8 protein-coding genes are annotated in these 13,201 nt (G+C 57.1%); all 8 read right to left on the reverse strand.

What is annotated here, in order from left to right; translation table 11 throughout:
* Nucleotides 1-67: 67 nt before the first annotated feature.
* The 8 genes from HZA73_10540 to HZA73_10575 all read right to left on the reverse strand — a co-directional run bounded on the left by HZA73_10540 (nt 68) and on the right by HZA73_10575 (nt 12,961).
* The gene (locus HZA73_10540) at nt 68-517 is read right to left on the reverse strand and encodes a hypothetical protein (GenBank protein ID MBI5806464.1); all 450 of its coding nucleotides are present in this window, start codon (nt 515-517) and stop codon (nt 68-70) included.
* A 184-nt stretch (nt 518-701) separates the two neighbouring features.
* Nucleotides 702-3,206, reverse strand: coding sequence for an NTP transferase domain-containing protein (locus tag HZA73_10545; protein MBI5806465.1), 2,505 nt, complete (start codon nt 3,204-3,206; stop codon nt 702-704).
* Nucleotides 3,203-4,456 carry a hypothetical protein gene (locus tag HZA73_10550; GenBank protein ID MBI5806466.1) on the reverse strand — a complete coding sequence of 418 codons (1,254 nt, stop codon included), beginning with the start codon at nt 4,454-4,456 and terminating at the stop codon, nt 3,203-3,205. Before HZA73_10550 ends, HZA73_10545 begins: the two co-directional genes overlap by 4 nt.
* Before the next feature lie 166 nt (nt 4,457-4,622).
* Nucleotides 4,623-6,605, reverse strand: a complete 1,983-nt coding sequence (locus HZA73_10555) for an OmpA family protein (protein MBI5806467.1) — start codon at nt 6,603-6,605, stop codon at nt 4,623-4,625.
* Nucleotides 6,606-6,704: 99 nt separating this feature from the next.
* Nucleotides 6,705-7,685 carry an RluA family pseudouridine synthase gene (locus tag HZA73_10560; GenBank protein ID MBI5806468.1) on the reverse strand — a complete coding sequence of 327 codons (981 nt, stop codon included), beginning with the start codon at nt 7,683-7,685 and terminating at the stop codon, nt 6,705-6,707.
* A 66-nt stretch (nt 7,686-7,751) separates the two neighbouring features.
* Nucleotides 7,752-11,102 (reverse strand): hypothetical protein, encoded by a 3,351-nt coding sequence (locus HZA73_10565; GenBank protein ID MBI5806469.1) that lies wholly within the window; start codon nt 11,100-11,102, stop codon nt 7,752-7,754.
* 182 nt (nt 11,103-11,284) lie between these two features.
* A complete protein-coding gene (murI, locus tag HZA73_10570) occupies nt 11,285-12,109 on the reverse strand; it encodes a glutamate racemase (protein ID MBI5806470.1) in 825 nt (274 codons plus the stop codon).
* Nucleotides 12,110-12,160: 51 nt separating this feature from the next.
* On the reverse strand, nt 12,161-12,961 hold the full coding sequence (locus HZA73_10575) for a GNAT family N-acetyltransferase (GenBank protein MBI5806471.1): 801 nt from the start codon (nt 12,959-12,961) through the stop codon (nt 12,161-12,163).
* Nucleotides 12,962-13,201 lie beyond the last annotated feature (240 nt).

Below are 13,201 nucleotides of genomic sequence, written 5' to 3' on the forward strand. Positions count from 1 at the left end.
GAGGTCAACAAAAAACACCGGACTTAAACTTATGTTCGGTGTCTTTCAGCCTACCTTTCACTATACCTCAGTATCCAGGCAAACCTTCGACCCCGGTTATCCTCCACTTGTCCCGGTGCTTGAACTTGACCGCCAATACCTGGGGATTGCCGAACGAACCCAGCAAAAACCCCTGTTCCCCGCCCCGGGCCACCACTACTATCACCTTGATGGCGTCCACCGCGGTGTCTTCCTGAACCAGTACCTTTTGGTCATCCATCACCACTTTTACTTTTTCAAACTCCATAAAGAACATTGTCAGCGCGGTGTCGGCCTTGGCCTTGGTCATGGCGCCCTGGCTGAACTCCTCATCGATGTTGGACATGATGAAGGTCCGGTCCTTTTTAAGGAACGCCTTGACCGTCTTTTCCATGGCGGACTTGATCCTGGCCTGCGGGCTGAAAAAATTATTGTAGATCGTCAATCCCATCACAACCAACAGGACAACCGCCAGCGTCAGGATTATTTTGTGTTTCATGGTCATTTTGGGGAAATGGATTATTGCGTTTGGATCACCAGAGAACCTATCAGGTGTTATACGTCGTAACATTACCCGGGCGAGGCACGCCTCGCCCCTACAGTATACCACGACTAAATTCCATCAAATCCGTGTAAATCGTTCGGCTGAGCCTGCCGAAGCCCGTGTCCCAATTAAAGCCCCGTCAGCCCAGTCTGGCCGTTATCTTGCTCAAATACTCCTCAGCCATCTTCTCCGCCTGCTCCCGGCTGTCCGCTTCGGCGTTGACGTGGAACAGCTCCCGGTAGGGATCCGGTATCACCTGCACCCAGTCGCGACCAAAGAAGAGCTTCAGCCCGTCTATCATCTCCCGTTCCTGGTGCGCTTTGGTGTCCTCTATCAGCGCCCTCAGCACCTCGCCTTTCTTGCTCCAGGGGCAGGCGATGTTCTTCCTGGCCAAAAAGCTTTGGGGGATCTCGGAAGAAAGGTCCTCTATCTTTGCCTGGGAAAGGGCCATCATCTCCAGGATCTTGCAGACCGTCAGCATGGCGTCAAAGGCCGGCTGGAACTCGGGGAAGATGAAGCCCGCCCGGCGGCTGGCGATGAATCCGACCTCTTCCCCGGAAGCCATCTCCATCAGCGACCGGTTGTCTATCCGGCTGCGCAGCACCTTGACTCCGTATTTTTGGGCCAGCTCATCCACCACCCGGGAGGCGGTCACCGGCACCGCTATGGATCTGATGGCCCGGCCCTTCATCACCAAAAGCGAGACGGCCAGCAGGGCTTCGTCCCCGCTCAGTATCCGGCCCCGGCCGTCCACCAGGAACACCCGCTCGGCCCCGCTGTCCAGCAGAAAGCCGATGTCGGCCTTGAGAGATTTCACCGCCTCGGCCAGCCCGGCCTGGGACTGCTCGAAATCCTCCTTGGTCTTGGTGATCTTGGCCGGGTTGAGCTGGGCGTTAAGGGCCACGACCTCCAGGCCCAGTTCGCCCAGGATGGAGGGAAAGATGGTGGATGCCGCCCCGCAGGCATAGTCTATCACTATCTTGAAGCCGGCCGTTTTGATGGCCTGGGTGTTGATGTAGGAAAGCAATCCTTCGCGGTAGCTTTCGATGGTCCTCTCGGGAAACTCCAGCAGTCCGGTGTCGTTGGGCTCGGCCCGCTTGAAATCCTCGCGCAGGAACAGCCTCTCCAGGCTTTTCACCTTGGCGGGCGGCAGGTCCTTGCCATCCCCGTCAAAGAATATGATATCCACGAATTTTGAATCGAAGGGCGATTTGCGGGCGTGAATGCCGCCCATCTCCTTGCCTGATTTCAGCTGGTAGCGCAGCAGGGGAATGGGCATGGACCTCAGGTCCTCGGCGTTGACCCCGGAGGAAAGCAGTCCGGCCAGCAGGGCCCGGTTTATCATCCGGCTGGCGGGGTGCCCGTCCCGGCTGGTAGCCGCCAGGGCCCCCTGGCCCAAAAGGGCCCCGTAGGCCGCCCCCAGCTTGGCCGCGAACTCCGGCGTCATCTCGGTGTTGGCCAGCCCGGTCACCCGCGGCCCGGCAAAGAATTCCTTCAGCCAGCGGTCGCCCCAGATCAGGCTGGAGGTCAGGATGGAGTCCTCGTCCACCACCTTGCCCGGCCAGATCTTGATGTTCTCCAGCACCTGGGCCCGGGCCCCGATCTGCACCTGGCTGCTGATGATGGCATTCTGTTCTATTCCCGCGCCCTCGGAGATCCTTGCCCCGTCGCAGATGATGGCCCCGTCCACCCTGGCACTGTCCCCGATGGTGCTGTCCGCCCAGACGATGGAGTGTTCGATGAAGGCGTTCCGCCCTATCTGACAGTTGTCGCCGATCACCACATCGTGGAGATGGGTGCCTTCGCCTACTTTGACGTTCCTGCCCAGGATCACGGCCCCGGAAAGATTGGTGTTCCTGGCCTGGATGCTGGAGCCCTTGCCCACCCAGATGTCCTTGCCGATCAGGTTCAGCCGGTCGCCGTCCACATCCACCTTGACATTGCCCTTAAGCGCATCCCAGTGGGCCTGGCGGTATTCCGCGATGTTGCCCACATCCCGCCAGTAGCCCGAGGCCACGTGGCCGTACAGCGGCAGGTTATTTTGAAGCAGCACCGGGAAAAGGTTCTGGGAGAAGTCAAATTCCTTAGCCTTTGGTATCAGGTCAAAGATCTCCGGCTGGAACATGTAGATCCCGGTGTTGATGGTGTCCGAGAAGACCTGGCCCCAGGTGGGCTTTTCCAGGAAACGCACGATCCGCCCGTCCGGCTCGGTGATCACGATCCCGTATTCCAGCGGGTTCTGGACCCGGGTCAGGGTGATGGTGGCCAGGGCCTTCCTGTCGGTATGGGTCTTGATTATCTCGCTTAGGTCAAAATCGGTCAGCAGGTCGCCGGAGATCACTATGAACGGCTCCTGCAGCAGGTCCCGGGCCATGCCCACCGCCCCGGCCGTTCCGTAGTCGGCGTCGGGCCTCAGGTATTCTATCTTCACCCCGTGACCGGACCCGTCCCCGAAATAGCCGGAGATGGCCTGGGCCTGGTGGAACAGCACGGCCACTATCTCGGTGATGCCGTGTCCGGCCAAAAGCCGGATGATGTGCTCCATCATCGGGCGGTTTACCATCGGCACCATGGGCTTGGGCAGGGTGCAGGTCAGGGGGCGCAGCCGCGTCCCGAAACCTCCGGCCATTATCACCGCTTTCATCTGCTTTGCTCCCCTGATGATTTGTTCCGGTCGGACTGTGATTCGGTGAATATTTTCCCCAGCAATTTTTCCTGCAAAAGGTCAAGCTGCTGCCCCCGGCGGTTCATCACCGTCCGGGCGGTGGCCAGGGCCTTGTCCAGCTGGTGTTCCCAATGCTTTTCGCTGCACCCCCAGCTGAAGGGCGGCAGATATTTTTTTACCTGGCCGCCGAAGACGTTGCAGGCCGTCCCGATCACCGCCCCGGTGTTGATCAGGGTGCCTATGGCGGTCTTGCTGTGGTCCCCGATGTAACAGCCGGCCTTGATCTGCTTGGAATCCACGTACTTCCCGTTGGCCCAGACCGTGATGCTGCCGTAATTGTTCTTGAGGTCGGAGTTGCAGGTCTGGGCCCCCAGGTTGACCCAGGACCCCAGATAGGCGTGGCCCAGAAAGCCGTCGTGGTGCTTGTTGCTGTAGTGCATGATCACGGATCCCTCCAGCTCGCCCGCGATCTTGCAATGGTGTCCGATGGACACCCCGGGCCGGATCCGGGCCCCGTCGATCACCGACTCCGGGCCGATGTAGCATGGCCCCTGGATGTAGCTGGGCGGGTTGATCCTGGCTTTGGGGTCGATGATTATCGGCCCCATGGTTGCGTCCAGCACCACCCCCGGCAGGACCTGGGCCCCCTTGCCGATCTTGACATCCTTGCGCTTGCCGACCAGGTGGACCCCCTTGTCCAGCTTGACGCCGCCGTCCTTGAAAAGATCAAAGTCCTCCGTTATGGCCCGGCTGTTGTAATTTACCAGTTCCCACAGATGGTTGAATATCTCGTCCTTGGTCTCAAAGCTCCGCATCTTTTTGGCCAGGGAACCTATGAAGGCCGCCGTGGGCTGGTTCTTCTTGACCAGTTCCAAAAGATTCTTATCGAATATCTTAAAGGCTTCCACTGTTTGCCCGGATAGAAATACGGTGTCGGTTTCGGCCTTGTTCAGCCAGTTCACGGTCCGGGCGGTAAGCCTGGCCCGGCCGTTTATCAGAAGCAAGGGAAGACCGGCCTGGGCTATCTCCTGGCCTTCCAGCCCGGCGGCCGTTAAGACCTCCTGTCTCTCGGGCAACACCCAATAAAACGCCTTCTTGGCGCCCAGCCTCAGGAGGGATGAGTGCCTCAGGCAATAGCCCCCCACAAGCAGACCCCAGGCGGGCCGCAGACAGGTCAGGGGATAGAGGCCTTTATAGCCCTCGTCCTCGAAAAAAGCTATTTGTTTCATCGGCGGAAACCCTGTAAATAGTTGGAATTACCCTTTATAACCTTTAATCATACCGCAAATACCGTGTGATTGTCAAACAAAAAAGCGGCGCTTACACTTGTAAGCGCCGCTTTGTAACCACAGATTCTATAGAAATCTCTTTCGTGTCCTTTCGTGGGATAGTGCCCTATTGCTGGCTCATCACCACGAACTCTATCCTCCGGTTCTCGGCCCGGCCCTTGACCGTCTTGTTGCTGGCCAGCGGCAGGGATTCCCCGTAGCCCTTGGCGGTCAGCCGGTCCCCGGCGATGCCCTGGTTGTTGATCAGGTAATTGCGCACCGACACCGCCCTGGCCTCCGAGAGCCTCTGGTTCTTGGCGTCGCTGCCCCGGCTGTCGGTATGCCCGCCGATCTCCACCTTGATGGTGGGGTTGTCCTTGAGCATCTTGGCGGCTTCGTCAAGGATGCTGTAGGAAGACGGAATGATGTCGGCCCGGTTGGTCTTGAATTTGATGCCGTTCAGCACCACCTTTTCGCCCTTCTTGGGAATCAGCCTCAGGGAGAAATTCTGGATGAATGTCTGCTTGTCATTTACTGGCACCGGCGCGGTCTCGGCATTGTAGCCGTCGGCCTGGACCTGAACCATGTAGATGTTGGGCGGCAGGTTGATGGAGTATATTCCGGTCAACAGATCGCTGACCACCGGGGTTCCCACCATTACCTTGTCCGGCCCGAAGATGCTGACGGTGGCCCCCATGGCGTTGCCGGTCTTGCTGTCGGTGATCTTGCCGGTGATGTTGCCCTTGGGATATTCCTTGCGGCGCAGGCCGAAATCCACCACCATGGTCTGGCCCTGGATGATGGTCACCGCCTTCTCCTGCCACAGGAAGGAGTCTCCGGCCGTGGCCCGGATCCGGTAAGTGCCGGCCGGTACGTTGATGGAATAACTGCCGTCCGGTTTCAGCAGGATGGGCGCGCCGCCGTTGATGGCGGGCGAGGTCAGGGTGGCCTCCAGCATGGAATCGGTTCCGGCGATCATCACCTTGCCGGCGAGGACGGTGGCCGTCGGCGGGGCCTGCTTCTTGGCAGATCCCGAGGTCACCGAGAACCCGAACACGGCGTTCCAGTTGGGAGAAGTGGAGCCGTTGAACATCTTGAACTCGCAGCCGCCGTCCATGGTAAAACCGCCGGGTGTGTTGAAGCGGATGCCGGGAGTGATGCGTGCGGGGCTGCCCCAGGTAAAGGTCTGGCTTTTAGCCTTTTCCCCCGAAGCCTCAATTAAAAATGTGACATAGGGTCCGGCGGCCACTTCCAGGCCGGCCCCCCACAATACCTGATTTTCCCTGGTCACAGTGCCGGGAACTGCCGGATGGACCTTACTATTTGGGTCTGCTAAATAAGCAGAATCGGTGGTGTTCCAAACATACACCAGTAAAGTGTCGTTGATGACATATCCTGGCTTGGCCTTGCCCGCCTTCAGGAAACCCAGATTCCCATGAAGCGAGGCCGGGCCAAGGGTCAGTGTGCCCAGGAACTTGGCACCGAAATCGGGGTTGTGGGCATTGAGTTCGGCAAAGCCGTGGGCCACCAGATTAGAATCGGGATGTTCGGGCTGTTCAGTATTGTCTGTATAAATATATGAGGTAGTAGTGGGAAAGCCAATTGAAACAAAAGGTTCTGCGCCTACCGCATATGAGAACGGCGCTCCGCCATACTCCTTGGACTGATATGAAAATTTGGTTTTTATCAGGAGGTCTTTCACCCAAAACATTGCCAGATCGTAATTAAGGCTGTCGTAACGCAAGGTGGTCCCGGCCACGTTGGAATGCTTGTCATATACCGCATAGACTCTCGGCCCGATGGAGAATTCAAAAAGATCCAACGGAGAATATGTGATCATCAGCCTCAGGGTTCCCCGGTAATGTTTGTCCAATTCTCCGTTAACGCTGGCACTGTCTCCCTGGAAATAAAGATCTCCCTTCTTTAAATCCCGCCCATTAAAATCTGACTGCAAAAAGCCCACCGACAACATCCCTTTGCCCATGGTGCGGGCCGAGGAGACCTTGAACAGTCCGCAGCCGCCGTCAAAGGACGGGGGACGGTAAGCCTGGGCCAGACCGGCCCCGGTCAGCATTGCCAGCAATAAAACCAACCACTTGTTGCTTTTCATTTTTAAGCCTCCAGAAATTTTGGATTTTCAAAATTCCGTAAATATTAAATATATCAGGAATATTGTGGTTTTGTCAAGCAATAAAAGTTTTTTTGACCATCATTGTTCCAGTAATCTTAAAACTTTTTCCATATCTCCGGGTAACGGGGCTTTGAATTCCAGGTATTTGCCGGTGTTGGGATGAATAAACCCCAGCACCGCAGCGTGCAGGGACTGACGGTCAATAACGTCGAGAAGTTTCTGGGCCAGGCCGTAATCATTCAACGCGAACCGTGAGAACAGGGAACGCACCCGGCCGCCATAATCGGGGTCCCCCAATACCGGGTGCTCCAAATGCTGCAGGTGGACCCTTATCTGGTGGGTGCGGCCTGTCTCTAATTTCAATTCCACCAGCGAGGCGATCCGGTATTCCTTAATAACCTTATAATGGGTCACTGCCGGCCGGCCCCTGAGCTTGGTGACATCCATTTTCTTCCGGTCAAAAGCTGATCTTCCTATTGGAGCCGAAATCGTACCCTGGGGTTCCCTGAAAACTCCCCAAACCACAGCCCGGTAGCGGCGCACTATCTGGCGGGCCTCCAGCTGGCGGGCCAGATGGGTATGGGCCTGATCGGTCTTGGCTACCAATAAAAGACCGGAGGTCTCCTTGTCCAGCCGGTGCACTATGCCGGGCCGCTCCCGCCCCCCCACCTGGGAAAGGTTTTGGGCATGGAACAGCAGGGCGTTGACCATGGTGCCATGGCGGTTGCCGGCAGCCGGGTGGACCACCATTCCGGCCGGCTTGTTGATCACCATCAGGTCCTGGTCCTCGTATACCACCTCCAAAGGGATGTCTTCAGCCAACAGCTCCCGCCGGGGGGCGGCCAACTGGTCCTTTTTGATCTCGATCTCGTCGCCGGGTTTCACCAGGTAACCGGGAGGTTTTTGTTTTCCGTCCACCAGCACCCGGCCGGATTCGATGAACTTCTGCAGCTGGTTGCGGGAATAGTTCATTCCCTGGCAGCTTAGATAACGGTCCAGCCGCACCCGGCTTTGGGCGGAGGAAACGGTTACGGTTATTATCTGAAGCTCATCCGGCATGGAAACAATTCAATTTACAATTCACTATTCAATATTTACGATTCACGGCATAGCAGCCATTATCCCTCATTGTTCCACCCAGCAATGCTTGTACAACTCGGAACCAAAGGGCCGGGGCCGGAACCCGTGGACGGTGTTCCTGACTGCGGTGGATTTTACGGTGTGATACAGGAATACCCAGGGAGCCTCCTGCACTATCATCTCCTCTATCTTGCGGTAGCGCAGCAGCCTTTGGCCGGGATCGCGGATGGTAACGGCTTCGTCCAGCATTTCGTCTATGATCGGCGACTTGAAGAAGGCCACGTTGCCGGCCCGGCCTGTGTTCTTGGAATGGAACAGGGGATAAAGAAAATTGTCGGGGTCGCCGTTGTCCGAGTTCCAGCCGTTGAAGGACAATTGGGACTGGCAGCTGTAGGTCTTCTCCAGCAGGGCCTTCCAGCTTAAGGGGTTGATCTTGATGTTTATTCCCGCCTCCCGGCAGTTCTGGCGGACGATCTCGGCCCGCTGCATCTGGGCCTTGCTGTCCCGGATATCCAGCAGGTATTCCCCGGGCAGACCCCCGGCGTATCCGGCTTCGGCCAGCAGTTTTTTGGCCAATACTGGATCGTAACCGTAGCCCGCTAAATTTTGGTTGAAGGCCCACAGCTCCGGAGGAAAGACCCCCTTGGCCGCCACCGCGTCCCCGGCCAGTTCAGTGGTCTCTATCAGCGCTTTCTGGTCAACCGCATAGTTCAGGGCCTGGCGAACCCGTTTGTCGGCGAAGGGCGAGACCCGGGAAACATTGATGCACAGGTACTGGACGTTGAGCTGGGGCAGGCTGACCACCTTCAGGTTGCGGTCCTGGGAAAGAGCCCGGCGCTGCAGGCTGTTGACATTGGTGATATTCAGCCGGCCCGCTGCCAGGGCCTCGGTCTTCTGTTCATCTTTGAGGTCTATGGAATATTTTATCCCCGACAGCGATATCCGGCGCTCGTGGTAATGGGGATTGGGCTCCAGCTCCAGCGACTTTCCGGTGTCCCATGATTTTAAGATGAACGGCCCCGAGCCCACCGGATGGCGGGAGAAATCCTGCGACCCGTCCTCCACCAATTCCCTGGGAACTATGGCGGCCATGGTGCAGGCCAGATTGGAAAGGAACGGCATGAAGGGATACTGGAGCACGATCTTGATGGCATAGTGGTCTATGACCTGAAGCCCGGAAACTTCCCGTGCCTTGCCCTGGCTGTATTCCGAAGCGCCCTTGATCATATCCACAAAAGGCTGGTTGGGGGATTTTATCTTCGGGCTTAACAGCCGCTCCAGGGAGTACTTCACGTCCGGAGCTATCAGTTCCCGCCCGTGGCTGAATTTTATGCCCCGACGGAGGTAAAAGGTCCAGCTTAAACCGTCAGGGGAGATCTTCCAGCGCCAGGCAATAGCAGGGACCACTTCGGACCCTCCCCCGAACTGGACCAGTCCCTCGAATATCTGGGCCGCCACTTCGTTGGAAGTAGCGTCGGTCATCATGGCCGGATCCAGGGTGATGGGATCGGAACTGATGTCGGCCTTTAACCGGCCCCCAATATAATTTTTAAGCCCGGCCGATTCTATTTCCGCCCGGCCCAATGAACCCATCCGTTCGAACCAGGCCAGGGAATCCCGGCCCTTAATCAGGAACCCCGAAAAACCCTGGAGCTTGGCTGACACCTCCCGATAGCTTTGGCTGTAATGGCTATAGCGGTCGAAGATTTCCTGGTGGCGCGACTGCTGACGGTCAATGCCCAAGCCGGCCTCGGCCACTATCTGCTCCATCCGCGCGCCGGAATCCCGGGCCAGGTCCAGTGATATTCTGGCCTGGGAAACCGATTCCAGGCTGGTGGCCATGATCTTCTGGGTCTGCCGGATGGTATCGCTGGTCTGGGAGAACTGATCGGTGACCTGCTTCAGCAGGGGGCCTATCCTGGCCGAGTCGGCGGCCGCCTGCTGTGACAGGGCCTGGGCCTGGGCCACTATGCCCACAAAAGCTCCGCCCTCCTGGCCCATCTCGGCCACTTCCACAGCGGCGTAGAACGAAAGCAGTTTTATCTGCTCGGTAAAATCCTTGATGGCGGCGCCGGTCTGGGATATCTCTCCCAGTTTGCCGGACATGCCTTCCCGGTCGGCCTCAAACTCGTCCAGCCAGGTCTTGACCCGGGCCAGATCGTCAAATGATCCGGTGAGCCCCTGGTTCATCTCTTCAAAATCCTGGCGGTTGCTGCCAATGGTCTGACTCATCCCGTCCAGGCCTGACTTGATGAGATTGATGTTCTCGAACAAAGCCTCCAGATTGTGCCACAGGGTTCCGGCCAGTTCTTCCTCGGCCCCCAGAGCCGTTTTCTGCTCGTCCATGGTGGACTGCAGGTCCCGCCACCGTTCGGAGGCCGCCTGCAGTTTGGCTTTGAGCATCATCCAGTTGTTCCGGGCCTCGTGCAGGGCGGCCGGATTGCCGGCGGTTTCCCACAAACCCAGGGCTTCGTCCATCTGATTCTTGGCAAATTCCACCTGTCCCATTTCGCCGGTCTCGGTGGCCAGCGCCAGGGCCGCCACTTCCTGGGAGACCGACAGCCCTTCGGCACTCTGGGTGATGTTCTTCAGGCCGCCCACCAATTTATTCTCCAGCTCCCGCTGTTCCTTGGCCATCAGACCTATCCGGTCAAAAGCCTCCACCATTCCCTGGTTGGACTGATAAAGGGAACTCAGTTTGTCCTTCACCTTTTCTGCCCCCGATTTCAGCCCGTCCACCAGATGCCGGGATTCCAGCACCCCGGAGGACATCTGCTGGATCTTGTCCTTGACCCCCGTCGTCAGGGTGGGAACCAGGGAGGCCGTCTTCTCCATCTCTCCGGCCAGACGGCTCATATTCTCGGCTATCACCCCGAATCCTTTTCCCTTGCCGCCGGCGTGGAAGGCCCGGATCTCGGCGTTGCGCACCAATTGTTTTATCTTTACCGATAGACCGGCCATCAGACCGGCCAGTTTTTCCAGTTCGGCCGTGGTGGTAAAAAGGTCCTTCAGTTCCACCGCCGAGCGCTGGTAGCTTTGGTCCACCAATTCAAAGGAATCCAAAGCTCCTTTCAGCTGCTGCCCGGCCCTGGCTATCACCTGCTTGTACTCCTGGCTGTTCCCGGTAACCAGGGCCGAGGAATTGGCGATGGCATCCATCCCCTCAAAGGCCTCGGCCATGGCCGCCCCAAAATCATGGATATTGGCCAGGTGCCCCCGCTCCTCTGCGGCCAGGGCGCTGATGTTCATCGACAGATCCGGCAGTATCTTCAGGAACTCTTCTATCTTTTTAAGCACATCAATCAGGTCGTCAGACGGCCTCCACCGGGCTTCGACCGGCTCCGGAATGTCCTGGATTGTCGAGGATGTTTTTGAGTTGGAATTGAATAGTTTCATATCAGCCTGATGATAAAAGTTTTTAGAGATGCCTTCCCACCCACTAAAACCCACGAAAAACCACGAAATAAATCTACTGGCTGGTTGTTTTGGAGGATGAGAAATATATTCCAGTACAATCTGAAAGGGATCATCCCTGAAAATATTTCGTGGATTTCGTGGGCAGGAAATAACCAGTGAGATCAAAGATCAACTTTCTCCGAAGCTATCTTCTGCCCCATGAATATCTCGCCCAGGTGGTCAAAATGTTCGCAGACATCGGTGGTCAGGTAGCGGCAGTTCCCGTTCCTGGAGACCTTGGATTCATGTTCCGGGTGCCGGACCAGATAGTCCTTGAGGCTCGGCGCTACCAGCTCATCCTGGGAAAGTATCCTGACTTCAGAGGGCAGCAGGGCCTTGAGCTGGGGAAGGATCAGGGGATAATGGGTGCAGGCCAGCAAAAGGGTGTCTATGTTTGGGCTTTGGGATCTGGTCTGCTCCCAGTATTTTTGGATGTAGTATTTCAGTCCGTCTCCCTCCAGCTCCCCGGCCTCCACCAGCGGCACCAGCATGGGGCAGGCCTGCTGGATCAGGTTGACCCCCGGGGCGTGCTTGGCGATCTCGATGGCAAAACTGTCGGAGCGGACCGTGCCCTGGGTGGCCCACAGCGCCACCTGATTGGTCTTGGTATAGTTGTGGATGACCTCCACCGTGGGGCGGATCACACCCAGCACCCGGCGTTCGGGATAGTGTTTGGGCAGATACTGCTGCTGGATGCTGCGCAGGGCCTTGGCGCTGGCGGTATTGCAGGCGATCAGCACCAGAGGGCAGCCCTGCCGGAACAGGTAATCCACCCCTTCAGTGGCGAATTTTAAGACCGCCTCAAAGGAGCGGTTGCCGTAAGGGGTGCGGGCGTTGTCGCCCAGATAGACGTAGTCGTACAGCGGCAGCAGTTGGCGGATCTGCTTGAAGATGGTCAGCCCGCCGAAGCCGGAGTCGAAGATGCCTATGGGGAAAGATTGGGGCATGGGATTTGATTTGTGTGTTTATTTTGATAACGTGTTTATGATCTTATTCTTTTATCCCAGGTTGCCCGCGATCCGGCCGAACATTTTTTCCGGCTGCCAGCCAAACCTTTGGCCCCGGACCATCCGCTTGGCCCGCTTGGTTTCCTTAAAACCATTCTCCAGCATGAAGGTCATACCCCGGCCATTGCCGGCCGGCAGCACGTTCTTGTTGGAACGCGACAATTTCAGCTTAATAAGATCCAGGCCTGCCTGTTCGTTGTCCGCCATCACCAGTCCCTCGCCCAGGTCGGGAATATAGTAGCCGTCTATCTTCCCGTTGCGTTGGTGGACATAGGCGCTGTCCAGATTGGGTTCCAGCAGGCGCTCCCGCGTTTCCCCGGACAGGGTCCGGTCCAGCTCCAGTATGCCGGCCCGGTGTTCCACCCGGCAAACCATAATATCATCGGAAGAATTCCCGCTTTTCAGCGGGGCCTCTCTTTCGTAAAAGACATAATCCTCCTGGTCGGCAAAACCGGCCTTTTGATAGACCGGGCGGCCCAGGTCGGTGGCGATCAGTGAAACCGTTTTACATCCCTGTTCCCGGGTGATGTCCAGCAAATGACCGGTGATGGCGCCGCCGATGCCCTGTTTCCTGTTTTCGGAGTTCACAATGATGTGGGCCAGCCAGGCCGTGTTTTTAAGAATAATGGCCGCGCCAATGCCGGCGATCTTATCGTTGACCGTTGTTTTTACCGGAAAGCAGAACGGGGAATCCAGGTAGAACTTGAAGGCCGGAACGATGTCGCCCCATCCCTCGGGTTGCAAGGGGCTGAGAAAGACCAGATCTTGATTTGTAATTTTTTCGAATTGCATAATTTACACTCGGCAAGCAAACCTGCATTCATTTAATGCTTATAACAGAACCTCTCTCCGAGGCGGGGAGAGGAAGGAGAGGGGTCAGCCCGCCGAAGCCGGAGTCGAAGATGCCTATGAAAGAAGATTGGGACATGGGATTTGATTTGTGTGTTTATTTATTTTGCATACTCTGATCACATCCGATTTGACCCAAAACAAGCCCGATCACCGGTAAATCAGACCCAGTATCTGCCATAT

The organism is candidate division TA06 bacterium (genome assembly GCA_016235665.1).
GTDB lineage: Bacteria > Edwardsbacteria > AC1 > AC1 > EtOH8 > UBA5202.